This window comes from Halococcus sp. IIIV-5B, from assembly GCF_003602035.1.
In the GTDB taxonomy this organism is placed as follows: Archaea; Halobacteriota; Halobacteria; order Halobacteriales; family Halococcaceae; genus Halococcus; species Halococcus salsus.
In genome coordinates, this window is the sequence record NZ_QZWE01000001.1 from 384,681 (window position 1) to 405,807 (window position 21,127).

Sequence of the window (21,127 nt, forward strand, 5' to 3'; positions counted from 1 at the left end):
ACATCGACCACACCCATCCCACCCATGAGCACGAACACGACCGACTGGGCCGCAGAGGCGAGCGTCGACGACTGTCTCGCCATTGGACGTATCGTCAGATCCGAGAGTCACATGGATTACATCGTCGAGATCCACAACAGCCACGATGTCGAGCGCGATCCCAAACCACACGAGTACGGCTTCGGCCAGCCGGTGTTCGTCCACACCACGGTCGACGGGAGCGACTACGTGGTGATGGGCGTCATCTACGACACCCAACTCATCGACCCCGATCAGGGTCGTTCGGGACCACGGCTCGCACAAGACGACCAGCGCCAGTTCACGCCGGGCTACGTCGAAGAGCAGACCACCTTCGCCGGGATAGCACTCCTCGGAACCGCCGAGGTCGGGCCGGACGGCTCAATCAACGAGCCGAGCCACGAGATGCCGCCGTGGACACTGGCCGTCGACAACACGGTGTTGCGGTGTCCGGATGGGGTCACGGCGGCGTTTCACACCGACGAGAGCGACGGCCTGCGGATGGCATACTGGGACCGGCTGCTCGCGGTCGCCGGCGACCTCGGCACGGAGGTCACGCTCGCGATGATCCGTCGGCTTCGGGAAATCTTCGACGACGACGCGAAACGGGACGTACTGGCGGTCGTCGAACGAAACGTTCGCTGGCAGGCCTCGTCCGACCGCGGGGTGCTCGGATGAGTTCGTCTGGCGAGGTCGTAGGGTCGGTGGTCGAACCCGGCAACGGTCCGAACGAGTTCGTCTTCGTCACGCCCGACGAACAGGCGGTCAAGACCGGCGAGTTCATCACCTACACGATCCCGGTCGAGGGCACCTCACGGGACGTCATCGCACGGGTCACGAACCGCGAACAGGACCGAGGATTGCCGGCGACGTTCATGGCCGACCCAGGGGTCGCACCCGAGACCGTCGCGAACGCGCTCGGCGTCCCGAACGACGACGCCGACCTCTATCGGCTGACGGCAATGGTTGTCGGCTTCTACGACGGGGGAATGGGGACGTTCTCGAACCCACGACGGCTCCCGCGCCCCGGCGCACAGTTACGGATCGCGCCGAACGAACTGCTCGAAGCGGTTCTCCCGAATCTCGGGATCGAGGACCCGGCGAGAGCCGAACCGGACCGAATGGATGGGGTCGCTCACGTCGGTTCGCTTCTCAATCGTCCGACCGGGGCGACCGATGTCCGACTGCCGATCGACGAGTTCGCCTCGACGCATTTGGCGATCCTCGCATCGACCGGCTCCGGGAAGTCCTACACGGCAAGCGTGTTGATCGAGGAGATGATGGAATCACGGGCATCGCTGCTGGTGTTCGACCCGCACGGGGAGTACGAGACGCTCGCCGATATCCAGGGGCCAGCGTTCGGTACTGATGGCTACGAACCGGACGTGGAGTACTTCGACCCCGACCGCCTCCGGGTTCGGATCTCCGAACTCGAACTCGGTGACGTGATGGCGGTGCTCGACGACCCGAGCAACCGAATGCAAGAGCGCCTCGCGAGCGGCTGGCGCTCGATGCAGAGTTCGGAGAGCCGGACGTGGGGCGTCGACGAACTCGTCAACGCGATGGAGGCCCGATACGGCGACGACGATTCGAGCGTCGGAGCGCTCGAATGGCGATTGCGGCGTTCGATACAGCGCAACGAGCTCTTTCAGCCCGATGCGAACGTTCCGCTCGACGAACTCGTCGCACCGGGAAAGTGTACCGTCCTCCAGATGGATACGTTGAGCCGGCGCAACCAGCAGATGATAGCGACGGTTCTGTTGCGTCGACTGTACGGCGCACGTCTCGACGCCGAACGTGGCCGCGATTCCGACGTGGATTTCCCTTTGTTCGCGCTGTTCGAGGAGGTCCACCGGTTCGCACCGAACGAGGGCAGCGCGCCGTCACTCCCCATCATGCGCACGGTTACCTCGGAGGGACGGAAGTTCGGCTTCGGGATCGGGGTCATCTCCCAACGTCCCTCGAAGATCGACCAGGACACGCTCTCGCAGTGTGGCACGCAGATCACGATGAAGATCCAAAACCCGACCGACCAGCAAGCCATCGAGCAATCGGTCGAGGCTGCCGGTGAGGACGTACTCGACGAACTCCCCGGACTGACGCCCGGTCAGGCGGTGCTTTCGGGTGACGCAATGAACACACCAGTGTTGGTTCGAATCCGAGAGCGCCGTACCGAGGACGCCGGCGAGAGTATCTCGGCGGTGGAAGGCTGGACCGACGCGTACGATTCCCGTCAGCGCGAGCCAACACGCTCGGAGACGGCGGATTTCGGTGGTGGGAAGTCGACCGGAGTCGACGAGCTCTGACCTCGCGATCGAAGTCGATGGTCGTGTACCGATCCCGTCGACCCGAACCCTCTTATGAAACACAGTCCTATCCGTACCCAATGACCGACACGGTGGACGAGGGGTCACAGCCCTACGATACGGACGCCTCGAATCAGGAGAAACTCGACGCGCTCGAAGAGCGGATCGAGATCCTCGACACCCAGAACGAGGAGATGCGCGACAAGCTGCTCGACGCCAACGCCGAGAACAACAAGTTCCAGCAGAAGCTCGAACGGCTGAACCACGAGAACAAGAAGCTCAAGCAGTCGCCGCTGTTCGTCGCCACGGTCCAGGAGATCACCGACGACGGCAGCGTGATCATCAAACAGCACGGCAACAACCAGGAGGCGCTGACCCAGGTCACCGACGAGACCCGTACGTCGCTCGAACCGGGCTCACGCGTCGCGGTCAACAACTCGCTGTCGGTGGTCACGGACCTCTCGAACGAGACCGACGTCCGAGCGCGCGTGATGGAGGTCGAGGAGAGCCCCGGCGTGGAGTACACCGACATCGGTGGGCTGACCGAACAGATGAACGAGGTGCGCGAGACCGTCGAGATGCCGCTCGAAAACCCCGAGATGTTCGTCGACGTCGGGATCGACCCACCTTCGGGTATCCTGCTTCACGGCCCGCCCGGCACGGGCAAGACGATGCTCGCCAAGGCCGTCGCGAACCAGACCGACGCGACGTTCATCAAGATGGCGGGCTCCGAGCTCGTCCACAAGTTCATCGGCGAGGGTGCGAAGCTCGTTCGCGACCTCTTCGAAGTCGCCCGCGAGCACGAACCGGCGGTCATCTTCATCGACGAGATCGACGCCATCGCCTCGAAACGCACCGACTCGAAGACCTCCGGCGACGCCGAGGTCCAGCGCACGATGATGCAGCTCCTCTCCGAGATGGATGGCTTCGAGGAGCGCGGCGAGATCCGGATCATCGCCGCCACCAACCGCTTCGACATGCTCGACCGCGCGATCCTTCGTCCTGGGCGGTTCGACCGCCTCATCGAGGTCCCGAAACCCGACGCCGAGGGCCGCGAGAAGATCTTCGAGATCCACACCCGCGGCATGAACCTCGCCGACGACGTCACCTTCGAGGATCTCGCCAACGAGATCTCCGGCGCGAGCGGCGCACAGATCAAGGCGATCTGTACCGAGGCCGGGATGTTCGCGATCCGCGAGGACCGCACCGAGGTCCGAATGACGGACTTCCACGAGGCGTGGGCGAAGATCGACGCCGATGAGGACACGAGCGAGGACGAGGTTTCGAAGACGTTCGCCTAGGACCACCCACCTTTTGCTGCGGTCGTTCGGCGCTCCGCGCCTCACTCCCTGGCAAAATGTGGATCAAAAGCCCACGTCACCCCACTCGCTCCGCTCGGGGGTTCCTCGGCCCGCTCGCTCCCTCCGGTCGCTCACGGTGCAACCACTAACCACTCCGCAACCGCCCCGCGCAGCACCGCCGAAGCCCTCGCGCTCCCTCCGGTCGCGCTCGCCCTTCATCCGCCAGGAAAGCACCGCAACCGCAAACTACCGCCCGCCACCGCACCGCGGCGGCCGCGCCGCATCCGTCCCGCGCCGCTTCCGTACCGCCTGCCGCTCAGTGCTCAGTGGCCGGGACACCCGCGACCGTCGTGTCCGGTGGGACGTCGTCGACGACCAGCGAGTTCGCGGCCACCCGCGCGTCGGCACCGATCTCGACACCCGGCAGCACGATGGCCCCCGCACCGATCATCGCCCGCTCGCCGACCACGACCTCACCGGTGCGATACTCGTCCTGGAGGAACTCGTGACACAGCAACGTGGCGTCGTAGCCGATGATCGCGTCGTCGCGAACGGTGATGAGCTCGGGCCAGAACACGTCCGGCGTGGATTCGAGCCCCCACGAGACCCCACGACCGATCGTGACCCCGAGCCGCCGGAGCAGCCAGTTCTTTAGTCGGAGGCTCGGGTTGAGTCGCACCAGCCAGATCACGGCGTAGTTGCGTGCCACGACGAGCGGGGATTTCGCATTGGTCCAGGACCAGAGCGAGTTCCGCGAGCCGGACGTCGCGTGGTGGTCGATCCGGTCGTGGCGCGAAGGCATCTCAGTGCCCGCTCGCGTCCCGGAGCTCGTCCATGTGCTCGACGCGGGACTCGACGAGATCCGCCGTCCCGATGTCGTGGCGCACCCTGAGCCCCTCCGTGCCGGCGTACGCGAGCGTCTCCTCGACGACCTCTTCGGCCGTCGAGATGTCGTCGGCGAGCCCGACCACCGCGAACGCCCGCGAGGTCGTGGTGTAGACCCCGTCGTCGCGCTCGTCGACGCTAGCGTAGAACAACATCGCCTCTGGCGACCGGCCACCGTCCGCGGCCACCGAATCGCCCTCATCCGCGAACCGCTCGTTGATCTCCTCGATCGCCGACTCGTCCACGTTGACCTTCGCACCCGCGGTCGGGTCGTCGGGATAGCCGTCGGGGACCGCGTACTTACACACCGTCGCACGGTCGGCGAAGTCGAGGTCGGGCAGCGATTCGCCGTCGCGCCCCGCGGTGAGCACCGAGACGAAGTCGGTGTCGAGCACGGGCAGGACGTTCATCGCCTCCGGGTCGCCGAAGCGCGCGTTGAACTCGACGACCTTCGGCCCCTCGGCGGTCAGCATGAACTGGCCGTAGAGCACCCCCGTGTACCCGTCGAGCGCCGCAACGGTCTCCTCGACGATGCCGATGGCCGCGTCGTAGTCGGCCCGGTCCATGAACGGCAGGGTCGCTTCGCTATCGCTGTAGCTCCCCATCCCGCCCGTGTTCGGTCCCTCGTCGCCCTCGTAGGCGCGCTTGTGGTCCTGAACCGCGGGCGTCACTCGAACGTCGCCGTTCGCCACCAGCGCCTGAACCGTGAACTCCTCGCCGACGAGGCGCTCCTCGACGACTATCCGGTCGTAATCGGCGTCCTGAAGGTACTCGATGGCCTCCTGGGGGGTGACCTGGTCGCCGATAACGCGAACGCCTTTCCCACCCGTCAACCCGGCCGGCTTGACGACCCAGCCCTCGCCGTGCTCCTCGACGAACTCGCAGGCGCGCTCGGTGTCGTCGAACGTCTCGAACGCGGGACATCCGGAGATACCGTGTTCGCGCATGAAGCGGCGCTGGTAGGCCTTGTCCGTCTCGATCCGCGCCGTGTCCGCGGTCGGGCCGAACGCGTAGACCCCGCTGTCCACGAGCGCGTCGGCCACGCCGGCTTCGAGCGGCGTCTCCGGGCCCACGACCGCGAGGGTCGCGCCGACCTCCTCGGCGTACGCCACGACGGCCTGCGGGGTCGTGGTGTCGAGGGTCTCGAACCCGTCGGCCAGCGCGGCGATGCCGGGGTTCCGGTTCCCGGCACAGGCGTAGAGCGTCGCGTCGCCCGCGTCGACCGCGCGCGCGATAGCGTGTTCGCGACCCCCGCCCCCCACCAGCAGGACTGTCTCCGTCATGCTGGGTAGGCGTCGCCGGTCGGTCTAAAGTGTACCCCTCCCGGTCGAAGGCGGGTCGGCGGCCCCGCCGACCTCGAAACGTTCGGACATCTCAGATCGGTCGACAACACCGATCTCGGGCCATGAGAACGTGCTCCACGTGCGCTGCAGTAGCAAGCCGCCCGACTAATCGTCTCCGACCCGACTTCACTCACGAGACAACAGCAATGTTCTACCACGACGACGAACTCCAGTACGAGGTCGAGGTCGAGGATCCGGACCCGCGGTTCGCGAAGATGCTCCAGCAGGCCATCGGCGGGGCCGAAGGAGAGATGCGGGTCGCGCTCCAGTACATGTTCCAGGCGTTCGCGGTGCCAGCCGAGAAGAGCGAGTACCGTCGCCTGCTGATGGAGACCGCGACCGAGGAGCTGGGCCACATCGAGATGCTCGCGACCGCGGTCGCGAAGAACCTCCAGGGGGCCTCCGAGGAACAGCGCGAGGCCGCACGCGAGGACGCCGTGATCGCCGAGATGATGGACAGCGGCCAGCCCCGTCAGGCGCTCTCGGCCGGCCTCCACGCCATGCCGGTCGACTCGAACGGCGCGCCCTTTACCGGCGGCTACGTCGTCGCGAGCGGTAACCTCGCGGCCGACATGTACGCGAACGTGATGGCCGAGTCGACAGGTAGATTGCTCGCCACCCGGCTCTACGAGATCACCGACGACCCCGGCATGGAGGACATGCTCTCGTACATGATCGCCCGCGACACCATGCACCAGAACCAGTGGCACGCCGCGCTCGACACCATGGACGACCACCTCCCGGTGCCGAACAGCTTCCCCCAGGAGAAGGAGAACCAGGACTACAACTACGAGTTCATGTCGACTTACCGAGAGAGCAAGCCCGACCCCGAACAGCGCTGGACGCAGGGCGAGTCCATCGACGGCGAGGGCGAGTTCTCCTACGGCGACCAGCCCGGCGGCGGCGAACCCGACCTCGACGACGTCATCGAGGCCATGCACAACGAGATCAACTGACTACCTTCATAGTCACCAACGATCCACGGGGACCCAGCCGTAGTCTTCTTGTCCTCCTGTCCTGTTCATCCGAGTAGATGGGGTCTCGGGCAACGCGGATCGCCGCCGTCGCTTTCTGCCTACTCCTCTGTATGGCCAGCGTGAGCGCCCCTATCGGCGCGTCCACGAGCCCGTCGCTGTCGTCGTCACCGGCCCCGAACGCCCAGGGGTCGGTAGCGGCCGATCTCGACGAACACGGCGATCGGGGATTCCAGATCGGGGCGGGGAACCGCTCCGCCCAGCTGCAGGCGGAGTCCCCGAACACGCTCACGATCGTCGCCCATTCCGACGAGCGCGTCTACTACAACGCGACGACGAACGGCCGGTTCGAGCCGGGAAGCGCAGCCGACCTGGTGGAGGCCGAGCAACCCGATACGGTCTCGAACACGACCGCCGCGGGTTCGACGGCGGAGGGTGGCGTCGACGACTTCAACTTCACCGGACAGCTCACCGACCTCCGGGTCCGCGGCGGGCCGGTTCGCGTCTACGTCAACGGGAACCGGATCAATCCCGCCGCGGTCCCGGATACCACCGTCTCGTCGCTCAACACGACCGCGATCCTCACCGTTCCCGCCAACGAACGCCAGGAGGAGGCCCAGTCCCAGGCGGCGCTGGACGTCTCGGCGTCGCTCGCACTCGAAAACGACCGGCTCAGCGGACGGTACCAACGGCTGTTGCTGGACGAGCGGTTCAACGCCATCGAATCCCCGGCGCTCCGACAGACGACGGTCAGCGCGGCCACGCGGGTGATCGAACGGGGCATCGAACGGCTCTCGACCCGCCAGCAGTCGTCGATAGCGGCCTACAACAACGGCTCGCTGACGGCTCACGAGTTCCTCCGCGACCTCGCCGTCATCGACGAACGGGCCGGACAGCTCTCGCTCGCGACGGACCGCGTGGTCGCCCGGTCCCAGTCGACACCCGGGGCGACGGTCGACGGACAGAGCGTCAGTAGCTGGGCGCAGGACCGCGACCTCGAACTCGCGACGCTGCAGGGCCCGGTCCGGGACCAGATCCAGGAGGCGCTCAACGGGAATCACACCGACCAGGGCACGCGGGCCACCCCGACCGGTGCGTCGAGGGCCGTCGACGAACAGGGTGGCCAACGCCAGTTCCCCACGCCGCTCCCGGTGTACGTCGAGACGTCGAACCGTGGCGTGATGCTGGCGACGGTCGTCGACGGCGAGTACTACCGCGAACTCTCGCTCTCACGCCAGCGCAATGCGACCGGGGACCGGTTGTCCGACGTCGACGCGATCTTCAACCGCGTGGCGGAGCTGTACCCCTGGGCGTCGGCGCACTCGCGGACGACCGGGCTGACGGGGAGTCGCCAGAGCGAGCTCTCGGGGATCACGATCGGGCACTCCCACGGTGAGCTCACGACGTTCCTCAACCTGAGCACGGGCCGCGTCGTCGCCGAACACCAGCGGAAGACGCTGGGGAGCGTGCCGACGGCCGACCCGGTGAACGCGACGAGGGGTGGGGTCCGACTCAGCGTCGAACGGACCCAGCCGACCGGCCCGCTCCACCTCTCGCTGGCGACACCCGGCGGGGAACCGATCGACGGCACGGTTCGCGTCGACGGCGGGCCGGCCATCCAGACGGGGACCGACGGCGAGCACTGGACCGTCGCCCCAGACGGTCGGGCGACCGTCGTGGCACGCGCGAACAACGAAACGGTCCGGGTACGGTTGCCGCCACAACCGTCGTAGTCCAACTCGCACACACCGTTCTCGGCAGGGGTTGGGGGTCGATCGAAAAAGGAGTCGAATCGTCGGTCGTCAGTACTCGCCTTCGCCGGCCTCGTTGTCGTCGTACCGGCCGGTGGCGCGGTCGTAGACCGAATAGAGGTAGAGGGTGGTCGCCGCGAACACGCCGGTCCCGCCCCAGAACAGCGCCGGCGGGCCGCCGTGGCTCACGCCCGGCACGTAGGGGTATTCGAGGGACTGGTCCTCCATGATGGTCTCCGACTCCGGGACGATCCCGCTACCGACCTCGTCGGGGATCTCCGTTCCCTCGGCGGGTCCGCCGGGGCTCCCGCAGACGATCCGGGCGACCATTCCGAGGGACTTGTGGGGAGTACAGTAGTAGTCGTAGGTGCCCTCGGTCTGGAAGGTGTAGGAGAACGACCCCGAGCTGATCACCCCGCTGTCCCAGCTCTTCGCGCCCTCGGGGATGAGGGTGTTCGAGGCCTGTGGGTTGCCCTGGGAGTATGAGGCCGTGGAGTGCTGGCCGCTCTCGATCGTCCACTCCACGGTGTCGCCGGGTTCGACGTAGAGCCCCACCGGGTCGAAGTAGTAGTCCGAGCCCTCGGTGTACATCCCGACGGTGTGGGTCGTGCCGCCGCCCTGCTGGTGCTGTCGGAGCGTGGTCACGGCCCCGGCCTCACCCATCGTACCGACCGCCACCGCCGTCCCCGCGGCACCCGCCAGGAACGTCCGTCGCTGCATCAGCCGTCACCCTCCGGTCGCCGTCGGATCGCGTGCATACGAGGCCCTTGATCGCCGGTTGGTGTATGTGTTCCGAACTCGGAATCGGCCGACAGGGGAGCGATCACGATCGAAGATCGTGTGGGTTCGACTCGTTCGGTTCCTCGTCGGTGGCGAGCCGTCGCCGGAGGTCGGCCTCGTCGACGCGGAACTTGTACCGCGGCCGGTCGTCGACGAGGACGTACGGCACCCGCTCGCCGTAGGTCTCCCGAAGCTCTGGATCGGTATCGACGTCGACCTCGTGCACCTCGACGGGGGTCGCGACCGCCTCGGCGACGCGGTCGATCGCCGCGAGCGCGTCCTCACAGAGATGGCAGTCCTCGCGCGAGTAGACGGTGATCGTCCTCGAATCGGTCACGGCTCGTGTAGGCGATCCGGCCTCAAAGCGACTCCGGTCGGGATCAGAAGGGTGTTGGTCGCGGGTGCCGTACTCGTGGGTAGACACCCAGCGCCGGGATCGGCGACTGGACCCGACACCGACCATGACGATCCGCTCGTACCTCGACCGATTCGTCCACCCCTGGGTCGCGGCGATCGCCACCGTCGGCGCACTGCTCTGGCTCGCGTCCTTCGTCGTCGCGGCCATCGGGCTCGGGATCCGGACGTCCTCTCCGCTCTGGAGCATCCAGCTCTTCGCCGCCTCGGGCTATCTCGGCCTCTTCGGGATGGGAACCATCGCGGCGTGTGCGCTCTGGCTCGGTGGCGTTCGGGTCGTTCAGGTCACGCGTCGTTTCGCCGGCTGACGTTTCGAACCCGCTACTCCTCGGCCGACTCCTCTTCGTCGACCTCGATGTAGACCGTCGCGATACCGATCACGAGACCGAGCACGCCGAGCACCGGGCCGAGCGAGCCCGCCGCGCCTTCGAGGAACACCACGACCAACACCAGCGCGACGAGCTTCGAGAGCCGATCGACCAGAAAGTAGGTTCGCGGGTCGAGCGAGACGGCCATCGCTCAGTCGTCGTCGGGCATCCGACCGGCGCTGTCCATCTTCGAGCGGTTGGCCGAGCGCTTCGAGTCCTTCCGACGGACCCGCCGGCGGAGCATGAAGTAGACGATCAGGCCATAGACGACAGGGATGACCACGGAGAGGAGCTGGAGCGGGAGATGGAGCATGGTCGCCGTGATGTTCGGACCGAGCGACTCGGCGACGATCTCGTTCATCCCGGCGATCGAGAGTATCAGGACGAACGCGATCGAGGCGATGCCGACGGCGGTCGGCAGCGGCCGGTCGAGCGGGTTCGCCGTGAAGTGTCGTGGCTCCTCGCTGCGGTCGACGAACGGCCAGAGGAACATCGCCCCGACGACGAGCCCGGGGATGAGGACGCCGAAGACGAAGGTCCCGTAGCTCCCGAGCGCCGATATCGCGAGCTTCAACGCGCCGTAGGTCCACATGAAGAACCACGCCGGTGCGGGCTGGAGCGGCGTCTCGAACGGCGACGCCGGGCCGGCGATCGCGATCCGCTGGATCGGGAACAGCCCGGCGAGGAACGAGACGATCCCGACGGTGAACAGCCCGACGATTATCGTGACCGCGATCTGGTTCGGGGCGAACGGGATCCCGACGACCACCGACTCGTCGTCGTAGTCGGGGGCGTTCTCGGTGTCGGGCAGGTCCTTTCGCGTCCCCTGCTGTTCGGTGTGCTTCTGGCGAACCAGGATCCCGAGGTGGGCCGCGATGAGACCCGCGATCACCGCCGGCAGGAGGAAGACGTGATAGAAGAACATCCTCGGGATGATGGTCGAGGCGTTCGCCGGCCAGTTCCCCCCGAAGACCAGGTTCGTCACCCAGGTCCCGATGAACGGGATCGACTGGGTGAGCTGGAAGCCGATCCCGGTCGCGGTCTGGCTGAAGTTGTCGTAGGGGAGCGCGTAGCCGAGGAACCCCTCGATCATCGCGATCGCGAGCAGGCTCGTGCCGATCACCCAGTTGATCTCGCGCGGGTTGCGGTAGGCACCGCTGAAGAAGATCCGCATCGCGTGGATACCGATGGCCGCGACGAAGACGTAGGAGGCCCAGTGGTGCAGCATCCGGACGTACATCCCGAGCCGGACGTCGTAGGTGATGTGGAGGACGCTGGAGAAGGCCTGCGGGACGGTGGTCCCGGCGTAGTCCGAGACCTGCCCGACGTACTGGACGTTCTGTGCGGCCGGTACGTAGAGCAGCCCGAGCACGGTGCCGGTCACCGCGAGGATGACGAAGCAGAACAGCGAGACCTCACCGAGCAGGAAGGAGCCGTAGCGGTCCTCCGGGAACGCCTTGCCGAGGAGTTCGTCGTCGAGGTCGAGGCGCGAGTCGAACCACTGGTAGATGCGGCTGTGTGAGTAGCGCTCGTTCGTCTCGGCCTCCTGTGGGTCTGGATGCGCCATCGGTTAGGCGGTCCCGACCGGCCCTTCGAAGTTGCCGGTCGCGACGAGGACGTCCCCCTGCTGTGAGACCGCGATCGGGAGCTGTGGGATCGGTCTCGACGCGGGCCCGGCGACCACCTGCGCACCCTTCGTCGCGTCGTACTCGCTGCCGTGACACGGACACTGCGGGTAGCCGTTGAGGTGGTTCTCGACCAGACAGCCCGCGTGGGTACAGACCATCGAGTAGGCGACGTAGCCCTGGGCGGTGCCGTCGATGTTGGTCGGCTCCTCGAAGTCGCTCTGGTTGTACCGGAGCAACAGCGTCGTCGCTTCCTTCTCCTTCACCGGGTTGCCGTTCTCCTGGGGGAGCGCGAGGATGTGCTCCTCGGGGGCGCTCCCCTTCTGGAGCGAGTTGAGGTTGATCGGGTCGCCGTTCTGTTTGACGAGCTGGGTACCCTGTGTGTAGATTTCCGAACTCGCCCCCGAGGCGTTGCCCGCACCGGCCAACCCCTGGAGGGCCGGCAGGGCGAACGTCGCGACGGAGACCGTCCCCGCGATCCCGCCGAGCCACTTGGCGACGTCACGCCGTCGCGCGTCGGGTGGTTCGTACCACATTCCGTCGGCGTCCTCACGCTCGACGAGCCGTCCTTCGGTCGCTTCGTCCGCGGATGTATCGGTTGTGTTGTCGTCCGTCATTGGTTATCGGAATCCGAACGTTTCGTGAGCTTTCCCTCGTGGCCCCGGTCCTCGGCGACGTGGATCCGCGGCATGAACGACGCGGTGTAGATCGTGGCGAAGACTCCGAGCGAGATGAACGCCATCCCGGCGTAGACACCGAGATACTGAGTCCGGGCCCATGTGAACGCCTCCACCCCGAACAGGAGCGAAAACGACGTCGCCGTCCACGACATGACCACGATCCCGATCATGCCGGGCGTGGCGTAGTCCGCGGGCCAGTACTCCGCGAGCCGGCGCGAGCCGGAGAGGAGATACGGCGGGAGCGACGGGGCTTCGCGAGCCTGCCCGCCGTCCGGCGCGACCGTCCCGTCGCGGTGTTCGGCCCGTGACCGTCGCAGGTGGCTGATGACTCTGATGTATCTGAGCGTGTAGTAGAGCATTCCCATCAGCGCGAAGAGGGCGACGAACGTCACCACGCCGGCGACGAACTCGTTGACCTCGACGGGCATCGGGAGGAACGTCTCGGTCGGGTTGATGACGCCACGGTCCTCGGAGAGGACGACGGCGGATTCGGACTCGTGGGACGCCAACGCGAAGAACCACATCGGGACGAGCAACACCCCGATCAACAGCCCGATGACACCGGTTTCTTTTTCGATCTTCATGATTCGGTTCGGTACGAAACGGTCAGGGGCGGAGCATCACAAACCCATCGTCTCCGGCCCGAACCGTGGGCGTTCTGCGAACTGGTCACGATGTAGCGGGCTACACCCCGGCGTTACTTCGGCATTGCGATCAGGTTCAACCGTTCATCGCCTCCCAGACGGCCGGAGACGGGTGAAATCGGCGGTTTATCCTCGTCGTTCATCCAGGATCAACCGCGTCTTCGTGCTCACGACGTCGTCGAGCTCGCGCGCCTGCGTGATCAATTCGTTGACCGCCCCGGTGTCCGCCGCGTCGACGATGAGCACCACGTCCTCCTCGCCCGAGACCTGCCAGACGAAATCCACCTCGGGCCACTCGGCCATCCGCGCCGAGACCGCCGAGGTGTCGACGTCGACCGCGACGCCCACCTCGACCATCGCCTTGATGTTGCCCGTCCTGGTCGTGACGGTGAACCGCTCGATGGTCCCCTCGTCGATCAGGCGCTCGACGCGGTTCCGTACCGTCCCCTCCGACGTGCCGACGCGTTCGGCGATCTCGGTGTAGGGCGTCCGCGAGTCGCGCCGGAGCACGTCGAGGATCGCCCGGTCGAGGTCGTCCATCCCCCACCTTCCCCCGGACCGTACTTCACGATTTCGAATATCGTAACTTCACTTCGAACACAACCATTATTAGGGCCGCGTCTATACGGATATCGTAATGACCGACGCCTACGTGGCAATCGAGGGCGGGCACGTCCTGACCGGGCGGGCGCGCGCACCGGGCACCGCGCGCGGCGAACTGGTGTTCACCACCGCGTACACAGGGTATGAAGAAAGCCTCACGGACCCCTCCTACGCCGAGCAGGTCCTGACCTTCTCGTATCCCCTGATCGGGAACTACGGCGTCCGGGACGAGCGATTCGAGTCCACCCATGTCCAGCCCACGGCGGTCGTCGCACGCGAGCTCACCGACGACGTCGCCGAGTGGCTCACGGACGAGGGGGTCCCCGCGGTCGACCACCTCGACACCCGCGACGTGGTGACCGAAGTCAGGGAAGAAGGTGCGATGAAATGTGGTATCGCCGCGGGGCCCGACGCGACGCCGGACGACGCGCGCGCAGAGCTCGATCAGTGTAAAGCGATGAGCGACCACGTCGACATCGGGGCCGCGGTCAGCGTGACCGAGCCCGTCCACCACGCGGGTGACGGGAAGTACGATGTCGCGTTGATCGACTGCGGCGCGAAGGGCTCGATCGTCTCCTCGTTGGTCGAGCGCGGTGCCGACGTCACCGTCTTCCCATACGACACGACGGCGGCGACGGTGGCCGAGGCCGACCCCGACATCCTATTCGTCTCGAACGGCCCCGGCGACCCCGAGAACTTCGGCGCGGCCCAGGAGCTCGTCAGGGAGTTCGCCGGCGAGGTCCCCATCGCGGGGATCTGTCTCGGCCAGCAGGTCGTCGCGAGCGCGCTCGGCGGGAAGACCGAGAAGATGACCTTCGGCCACCGCGGGGTCAACCAGCCGGTTCGGGACCTCGAGACCGGCCAGGTCGTGATGACCACCCAGAACCACGGCTACACGGTCGCCGAACCCGGCGACGACCTCGACGTCACCCAGGTCAACGTCAACGACGACACCCCCGAAGGGCTCGAAAGCGACGACCTCGACGTGCTGACCCGGCAGTACCACCCCGAAGCCAACCCCGGTCCGCACGATTCGCTCGGGTTCTTCGACGACGTGCTCGGGATGGCCGAGGCGCGCGTCGCGCCGACCGCGGACTGAACCGACTAATCGACCTTTCTGACTTCCGTTCCAGCGAGGAGGTCCCCGAGCCGCTGGCGTCGCTTCGTCAGCCCCATCGTCACGAACCCGACGAAGTAGAAGATCAGGAAGTCGACGGGCCGAACGAGGTTCCGCACGAGACAGGCTCGGCGGGAGGGCTCGTACCCCTCCTCGTCGGTGACGACGAGCCTCGTGAGTCGTTTCCCGAGCGTGCGCCCGAAGGCGGCTTCGAGCCCGAGGTGGTAACCGAACGCTATCAGCGCGAACCCGACCAGTACGAACCCCGTCTCGCTTCGAAGGCCCGGAACGAGGTCGAGCCCGCGAGCCAGCGCCCACGTTAACACCATGACCGCCGTGAGGTCGACGAGGCTCGCGGCCGCTCGTCGCCCCGTCGAACCCGGCTGGATCGGGTGGTCCCGCGACACCCGCCTCTGCTCCTCGTCCGGCTCGAACTCGGGGTCGTCGTCGATCGTGCCGGTGCGGAGCCACCTCGGGGTGTAGGTTCGCGAGACGCGGAGGCTGTGCCCGGTCGCACGCTCGCCGAGTCCCGAAACGTGCGCGAGCCCGGTGACGAGGACCATGGTATCGTACCCGTTCTCGTCGGCGATCGTCGTCATCCGATCCAGCATGTGCTCGTTGCGGGTATCGAGCGTTCGGTGGGCGAACTGTCCGATCGCCGCGTAGGACCCCATCACGAACCATCCGACGACGAGATCCGTCGAGAGTACTAACCAGCCGAAGAGGGCGACCAACCCGAGCCTGGCGCTCCCGCGGAGGATCTTCCCCGGGTTGAGCGACACCACGACCGCACCGGCGAGCGGGAGCGCGACGAGCAAGAGGAGCCCGGCCGTCGCCTCGATATCGAACCACGCCGTGGCGAGGATCCCGGCGACGGCGACGAGCGTCCCCACAACCGCTGCGAGGCTGCGGTCACGGCGAAACACCAGCCGAAAGCCCACGCCGACCGCGAGCAGCACTCCGACCGTGACCGCGGTCTGAATCGGAGCGATAACGAGGAATGCGATCAGGACGAGCCAACTGAGTGCGATCGCCAGCGGGCCCGACTCCGTCATCACCGAGACTAGGGACCGATCGACCGAATGAACCGGCGTCTCCGGTGACAGCCGTTCGGTAGCGACGTGTTCGGTCGAATCGAACCGACGGTTGAACAGGAGGTAGTACGGCGACCGCATCAAATTCAGCACGATACCACCCAGAAGCACGAGCGGAACGCGTATCGCCGCTCGGGCGGCCATTCGACCTGTGATCGTGTCCGTGGGCCACTCGATGAAGACGGCGTCGGCATCCGCCTCCCGCACGTAGTCCGTGAGTTCGTCCTCGACCTTCGAGAGCCGGTCGAAGTGGATGGTCCCGAACAGGTCGAGGCGGCGACGCATTGACCGTTCGTTCACCGGACGGCGATAAATGCCTGCTGTCTTCGTGTGACGAGAACTCCCGAATCAGACCTCGCGGAGGTCGTCGGTCGCTTCCCACCGGATCGCGGCGGCCGCGGCCTCGTCGGCCCGTCGGAGGACGACGGCTTCGAGCGTGGCGGGCTCGACAGCCGTCCGCGAGGTGTGTGAGAGCACCATGTGCGTGACCTCGACCGGAAGGCCCGCCGCGGCGGTGACGTAGACCCCGTAGTGGGGATGCCCGAGCAGTTCTTCGATCCGCGTACTCTCCATCCCGTCGAACTCGTAAAGTTTGCTGATGTCGTGGACCAGCGCGCCCGCGAGCAGGCGGTCGAGATCGAGGTCGGCGTCGCGGTGCTCGATCAACATCTCGCCGAGCGCCAGCGCGCCCGCGACGACGTCCCGGACGTGCTCGACGAAGGTTTCGTCGGGGAGGTCGAGTTTCCGCTGGGCGGGCGGATACCACAGCAAGGATTCGAGCGAGTCGATGCCGTTCTCGGCTATCGCCGTGGCCCACGCCTCGCGCACGCCCGCCTGGAGGTCGTCGTCCTCGATCCGCTCGATGCTCGGAAACACGTCGGCGAGTTGGTCCGCAGTCATACCGAGAGAAGGAGGACGGCCGTGTTGTAGCCGTCGGGTCCGTCGCTACGCGCCCCAGGTCGCTTCGGTCGTCGGCCGGTCGCCGACCGCCTCGACCGCCGAATCCTCGTCGCGTGATTCGAGTGCCGACAGCGCGGCCCGTGCGCTCGCCGTCGTCGAGAAGTAGGTGACCTCTTCCTCGACACAGACTTCGAGCGCGTCGCGGTTCCGCGAGACCATGAGGTCGACCTCGCCGTCCATGATCGCCGTTTCGAGGTCGTCGAACTCGCGGAGCTCGAAGTGCTCGGCGAACTCGTCGCGGAGCGCGCGCCCGGCCTCGCTCTCGGGGTCGGGGAACTCGGGGTCCGAGAGGTCGACGACGGCCGTCCCACCTGTCGGGACGGGTTTGTTGGTCGCCGACTGGGCCTTCCCGTAGGCCTTGCCGAAACTGTCGGCGGTGCCCATCACCTCGCCCGTGCTCTTCATCTCCGGGCCCAGTCTGGGGTCGCTACCTGGCAGGCGGTCGAACGGCAGCACGACCTCCTTGACGCTGGTCTGTTCGGGGACCTGCTCGGTCGCCGCCAGCTCGGTGAGCGAGGTGCCCGCCATCACCTGGGCCGCGAGTTTGGCGATCGGGACCCCGGTCGCCTTCGAGACGAACGGCACCGTGCGTGAAGAACGGGGGTTCGCCTCCAGGACGTAGACCTCTCCATCTTTGACCGCCAACTGAACGTTGAGCAGGCCCACCGTACCGAGCGCCTCGGCGATGTCCTCGACGACCTCGCGAACCCGGCCGAGAACCTCACTGTCGAGCGATTCGGGGGGGATCATGCAGGCCGAGTCGCCCGAGTGAACCCCCGCGCTCTCGACGTGCTCCATGATCCCACCGATCAGGACTTCCTCGCCGTCGGCCACGGCGTCGACGTCGAGTTCGACCGCGCCTTCGAGGAACTGGTCGACCAGAATCGGCTGGTCGGGACTCACCCTGACGGCCTCCTCGACGTAGCTCTTCAGGTCCGCGTCGTCGTAGACGACGTCCATCGCGCGCCCGCCGAGGACGTAGCTCGGACGGACGAGGACGGGGTAGCCGATCTCGTGGGCGAGGTCGAGCGCCTCGGCCTCACTCTCGGCCGCCCCGCCCGCGGGCTGAGCGATCCCGAGGTCGTCCATCAGGCGGTTGAACCTGTCCCGGTTCTCCGCGAGGTCCATCGCCTCGACGGTCGTCCCCAGAACCTCACAGTCGAGGCTGCGACGGTCGAGTTCGGCCTCCAAGCCACGGCCGATGTCGACGGAGGTCTGGCCGCCGAACTGGACCATCACGCCGTCGGCCCCGGTGGTCTCGATCACGTCGGCGACCTCCTCGGGGGTGATCGGTTCGAAGAAGAGGCCATCGGAGGTGTCGTAGTCCGTCGAGACGGTCTCGGGGTTGTTGTTGACGACGTGGGCTTCGATCCCCATCTCGCGGAGCGCGCGCACGGCGTGCACGGTACAGTAGTCGAACTCGACGCCCTGACCGATCCGGATGGGACCGCCACCGACGATCACGACGCTCTCGACGTCGCGGTTCACCTGGACCTCGTCGTGGTCGATACCCGAGAGGCGCTCGCGGGCGGAGTAGTAGTACGGCGTGGAGGCTTCGAACTCGCCCGCACAGGTGTCGACCTGCTTGAAATCACGGGGCGACGCGTCGGCTTCGACCGCGTCGATCGGGGCCTCGTCGGCCGTCGTTCCGCCGGCTCCGTCGGCCCGCGTCACCACGCCGTCGTCGCCCGCGGCGAGCGCCGCGACCTCCTGGTTGGTGAAGCCCACGTCGGCCGCGGGCTCGAAGTCACCCTCCGCGGCCGCGCTCGCGGCCTCGGCGATCCGGGCGTAGCGCTCGACGTACCACGGTTTGATCCCCGTGAATTTCGAGACCTCGTCGACCGAGTAGCCCCGTCCGAACGCCTCGAACATCGCGTACGGGCGGTCGGGAGTGGGCCGTTCGAGGTACTGGGTTTCGAGCGCCGCGTCGTCGAGGGCGGCCCAGTCGACGTCCGGTTCGTACTCGGTCGAACGGAGCGCCTTCAAGAGGGATTCCTCGAAGGTCCGTCCGATCGACATCGCCTCCCCGGTGCTCTTCATCGCCGTCCCGAGTTCGAAATCGACATCTGAAAACTTCTGGTTCGGCCACCGCGGGATCTTGGTGACGACGTAGTCGATCGCGGGCTCGAAGGCGGCGGTCGTCTCACCAGTAATTTCGTTCTCGATCTCGTGGAGGCGCTTGCCGAGCGCGACCTTCGCGGTCACGCGTGCGATCGGGTAGCCGGTGGCCTTCGAGGCCAGCGCCGACGAGCGCGAGACCCGAGGATTGACCTCGACGACACGATACTCGCCGCCGGGCGAGCCGTCGTCGCGCCACGCGAACTGGATGTTACAGCCACCCTGGATACCGAGCTCGCGGATCACGTCGAGCGCGGCGGTCCGCATGTCCTGGTGGCCGTCGTCGGGGATCACCTGCGAGGGGGTGACGACCATCGACTCGCCAGTATGAATCCCCATCGGGTCGAGGTTCTCCATGTTACAGATGATGATACACGAGTCGTCGGCGTCGCGCATCACCTCGTACTCCAGTTCGACCCAGCCCGCGATCGACTCGGTGATCAGGACTTCTCCATTTCTGGAGAGCCGCAGCCCCTTCCGGACGCTCTCCTTCAGCTCGTCCATCTCCGCGACGACGCCCGACCCGCTCCCCCCGAGGGTGTAGGTCGTCCGCATGATCACCGGGAGCCCGCCGACCGCCTCGACGGCGTCCTCGATCTCCTCGACCGACTCGATGGTCACCGACTTCGCGACGGGCTGGCCGACCTCCTCCATCCGGTGGCGGAACAGCTCGCGATCCTCGGTCGCGTAGATGGTGTCGAGCGGCGTGCCCATGATCTCGACGTCGTACTTTTCGAGCACGCCCTCCTCGGCGAGCTCGGCGGTGACGTTCAATCCCGTTTGCCCGCCGAGCCCCGCGATCACGCCGTCCGGACGCTCCTTCTCGATGATCTCCGCGATGGCCTCGGTGGTGATGGGCTCGATGTAGACCGCGTCGGCCATCTCGGGGTCGGTCATGATGGTCGCGGGGTTCGAGTTGACGAGGACGACGCGCGCGCCCTCCTCGGCGAGCGCGCGGCACGCCTGTGCCCCCGAGTAGTCGAACTCCGCGGCCTGCCCGATCTGGATCGGGCCGCTGCCGATGAGCAGGATGGTCCGGTCTGCGTGTGTCATTACCCACGCCAGTTCGCACATCGTAATAAGCCCGGCGAATCGGTACGAGATGCGTAGCTGAACTTCGATTTTCGAAATCGGAGGCACGAGGGCGGCGCACTGGCCGTGCGTCCCGCTCTCGGTGTGCTGAAAGCGTGGTAGAAATCGAACGAGTCGGAGAAACGGTCGGAACCCGGCTCACGAGCCGGCGGATCGGGGTGTCGAACGGTGAGTCGAGATCAGTTGGCTTCGTCGCGGATCAGATACCGGTAGGGCCGGTCGTGCAGCACTTCGACGTCGCCGGTTTCGGACCGACGGCCCAGCACGGTCGCGACCTGGTGGGGGCTGTCGAGCTCCTCGCCGTTGGCTTGGAGGAGGTCGTGTATCTCGCGGGCGGTGAGGGGTTCGGTGACGCCGGTCTCCGAGAGCACGGTTCGGATCCGCTCGAACTCGCTCCGCCGGAGTTGCATACGTGTCCCATGGTGCGGAGCCACATAACACCACGTCAGACAGTCGTATGACGGGTGTCCCGGCGAATCGCTCGATGGCGGTGCTCCGGGGGTGACAGCCGGTGTCAGACGGGTGTGTCGGTTCCGCGCTCGAAGTCGCGCTCGCGGCGATAGGCGTCGACGAACGCCTCGACGTCGAACTCCTGAAGCTGGGATTCGAACTCGTGTCGGGCCGCGTCGTTCTCGGCGTGACTCACGGCGTGGTCCATCAGTTCGACGACGAGTTCGACCACCACCTCGTGGAGACGGCGGGAGTCGAACTCGGCGACCCAGACCCACGCGTAGCCCACGTCGGTGTCCTCCGAGACGTCCTCGCCGACGACCTCCTCGGGGAACTCCTCCAGCACGACGCCCATGAGGTGACGGGTATCGAACGTGCCGCCGTCGGTGGGTTCGATCGCGGTTTCGAGCACCGAGACGAGGGACTCGGGGACGAACCGGCTCAGCGGGTGGACGTCCATCACGACGGCGTGGCGCGCGCCACACGAACACTCGAACTCCCGGAGGCCCATGTCGAGGGCCGAGACCGCGACCGACTCCCCGCACGGGAGGTCGATCCCGGTCTCGCGGCTGCCCGGGACGCGCGGCTTGGTCATGTGGGCGAT

21 protein-coding genes are annotated in these 21,127 nt (G+C 66.6%); 7 read left to right on the top strand and 14 right to left on the bottom strand.

The window, feature by feature from the left end; all coding sequences use genetic code 11:
- The first annotated feature begins 24 nt into the window (after nt 1-24).
- From D3261_RS01770 to D3261_RS01780, 3 genes are all read left to right on the top strand, one after another.
- A complete protein-coding gene (locus D3261_RS01770) occupies nt 25-696 on the top strand; it encodes a hypothetical protein (RefSeq protein WP_120068091.1) in 672 nt (223 codons plus the stop codon).
- On the top strand, nt 693-2,324 hold the full coding sequence (locus D3261_RS01775; RefSeq protein ID WP_120068094.1) for an ATP-binding protein: 1,632 nt from the start codon (nt 693-695) through the stop codon (nt 2,322-2,324). Before D3261_RS01770 ends, D3261_RS01775 begins: the two co-directional genes overlap by 4 nt.
- Nucleotides 2,325-2,404: 80 nt before the next feature.
- Entirely contained in the window at nt 2,405-3,625 is a 1,221-nt protein-coding gene (locus D3261_RS01780; protein WP_120068097.1) for a proteasome-activating nucleotidase, read from the top strand.
- A gap of 316 nt (nt 3,626-3,941) precedes the next feature.
- Here the strand turns inward: D3261_RS01780 and D3261_RS01785 are convergent, their stop codons facing one another.
- Both D3261_RS01785 and purD read right to left on the bottom strand, forming a co-directional pair.
- Nucleotides 3,942-4,427, bottom strand: a complete 486-nt coding sequence (locus tag D3261_RS01785) for a DapH/DapD/GlmU-related protein (RefSeq protein WP_120068099.1) — start codon at nt 4,425-4,427, stop codon at nt 3,942-3,944.
- A gap of 1 nt (nt 4,428) precedes the next feature.
- On the bottom strand, nt 4,429-5,793 hold the full coding sequence (gene purD, locus D3261_RS01790; RefSeq protein ID WP_120068102.1) for a phosphoribosylamine--glycine ligase: 1,365 nt from the start codon (nt 5,791-5,793) through the stop codon (nt 4,429-4,431).
- A 206-nt stretch (nt 5,794-5,999) separates the two neighbouring features.
- Between purD and D3261_RS01795 the strand changes: the two genes are divergently transcribed.
- Both D3261_RS01795 and D3261_RS01800 read left to right on the top strand, forming a co-directional pair.
- Nucleotides 6,000-6,809, top strand: coding sequence for a manganese catalase family protein (locus D3261_RS01795; protein WP_120068104.1), 810 nt, complete (start codon nt 6,000-6,002; stop codon nt 6,807-6,809).
- Nucleotides 6,810-6,949: 140 nt separating this feature from the next.
- Nucleotides 6,950-8,560: a hypothetical protein gene (locus D3261_RS01800; RefSeq protein WP_233553815.1), complete on the top strand. Its 1,611-nt coding sequence runs from the start codon at nt 6,950-6,952 to the stop codon at nt 8,558-8,560.
- Nucleotides 8,561-8,629: 69 nt separating this feature from the next.
- Here D3261_RS01800 and D3261_RS01805 read toward each other — a convergent pair whose 3' ends face one another.
- The gene (locus tag D3261_RS01805) at nt 8,630-9,298 is read right to left on the bottom strand and encodes a plastocyanin/azurin family copper-binding protein (RefSeq protein ID WP_120068107.1); all 669 of its coding nucleotides are present in this window, start codon (nt 9,296-9,298) and stop codon (nt 8,630-8,632) included.
- Nucleotides 9,299-9,401: 103 nt separating this feature from the next.
- Nucleotides 9,402-9,695, bottom strand: a complete 294-nt coding sequence (locus D3261_RS01810) for a glutaredoxin family protein (protein WP_233553816.1) — start codon at nt 9,693-9,695, stop codon at nt 9,402-9,404.
- 124 nt (nt 9,696-9,819) lie between these two features.
- Here D3261_RS01810 and D3261_RS01815 point away from each other — a divergent pair, with 124 nt between their 5' ends.
- The gene (locus tag D3261_RS01815) at nt 9,820-10,080 is read left to right on the top strand and encodes a hypothetical protein (RefSeq protein ID WP_120068112.1); all 261 of its coding nucleotides are present in this window, start codon (nt 9,820-9,822) and stop codon (nt 10,078-10,080) included.
- Nucleotides 10,081-10,093: 13 nt separating this feature from the next.
- On the opposite strand, the gene D3261_RS01820 is transcribed toward D3261_RS01815, so the two are convergent.
- The 5 genes from D3261_RS01820 to D3261_RS01840 form a co-directional block, all read right to left on the bottom strand.
- Nucleotides 10,094-10,288: a hypothetical protein gene (locus tag D3261_RS01820; protein WP_120068114.1), complete on the bottom strand. Its 195-nt coding sequence runs from the start codon at nt 10,286-10,288 to the stop codon at nt 10,094-10,096.
- A 3-nt stretch (nt 10,289-10,291) separates the two neighbouring features.
- Complete coding sequence (locus D3261_RS01825; protein ID WP_120068117.1) at nt 10,292-11,707, bottom strand: cytochrome bc complex cytochrome b subunit; 1,416 nt, start codon at nt 11,705-11,707, stop codon at nt 10,292-10,294.
- Between the two features lie 3 nt (nt 11,708-11,710).
- Complete coding sequence (locus tag D3261_RS01830; RefSeq protein ID WP_120068119.1) at nt 11,711-12,382, bottom strand: ubiquinol-cytochrome c reductase iron-sulfur subunit; 672 nt, start codon at nt 12,380-12,382, stop codon at nt 11,711-11,713.
- Nucleotides 12,379-13,029: a hypothetical protein gene (locus tag D3261_RS01835; RefSeq protein ID WP_120068122.1), complete on the bottom strand. Its 651-nt coding sequence runs from the start codon at nt 13,027-13,029 to the stop codon at nt 12,379-12,381. Before D3261_RS01835 ends, D3261_RS01830 begins: the two co-directional genes overlap by 4 nt.
- A gap of 186 nt (nt 13,030-13,215) precedes the next feature.
- The gene (locus D3261_RS01840; protein ID WP_120068125.1) at nt 13,216-13,629 is read right to left on the bottom strand and encodes an Lrp/AsnC family transcriptional regulator; all 414 of its coding nucleotides are present in this window, start codon (nt 13,627-13,629) and stop codon (nt 13,216-13,218) included.
- Nucleotides 13,630-13,726: 97 nt separating this feature from the next.
- Here D3261_RS01840 and carA point away from each other — a divergent pair, with 97 nt between their 5' ends.
- Nucleotides 13,727-14,791, top strand: a complete 1,065-nt coding sequence (gene carA, locus D3261_RS01845) for a glutamine-hydrolyzing carbamoyl-phosphate synthase small subunit (protein ID WP_120068128.1) — start codon at nt 13,727-13,729, stop codon at nt 14,789-14,791.
- A 5-nt stretch (nt 14,792-14,796) separates the two neighbouring features.
- Here carA and D3261_RS01850 read toward each other — a convergent pair whose 3' ends face one another.
- From D3261_RS01850 to D3261_RS01870, 5 genes are all read right to left on the bottom strand, one after another.
- Nucleotides 14,797-16,188, bottom strand: coding sequence for an RDD family protein (locus D3261_RS01850; protein ID WP_120068131.1), 1,392 nt, complete (start codon nt 16,186-16,188; stop codon nt 14,797-14,799).
- Between the two features lie 63 nt (nt 16,189-16,251).
- Nucleotides 16,252-16,803: an HD domain-containing protein gene (locus D3261_RS01855; protein WP_120068133.1), complete on the bottom strand. Its 552-nt coding sequence runs from the start codon at nt 16,801-16,803 to the stop codon at nt 16,252-16,254.
- Between the two features lie 45 nt (nt 16,804-16,848).
- Nucleotides 16,849-20,034 (bottom strand): carbamoyl-phosphate synthase large subunit, encoded by a 3,186-nt coding sequence (gene carB, locus D3261_RS01860; protein WP_120068135.1) that lies wholly within the window; start codon nt 20,032-20,034, stop codon nt 16,849-16,851.
- A gap of 218 nt (nt 20,035-20,252) precedes the next feature.
- A complete protein-coding gene (locus D3261_RS01865; RefSeq protein WP_120068137.1) occupies nt 20,253-20,483 on the bottom strand; it encodes a hypothetical protein in 231 nt (76 codons plus the stop codon).
- Between the two features lie 104 nt (nt 20,484-20,587).
- The gene (locus tag D3261_RS01870) at nt 20,588-21,118 is read right to left on the bottom strand and encodes a DUF5815 family protein (protein ID WP_120068140.1); all 531 of its coding nucleotides are present in this window, start codon (nt 21,116-21,118) and stop codon (nt 20,588-20,590) included.
- Nucleotides 21,119-21,127: the final 9 nt, after the last annotated feature.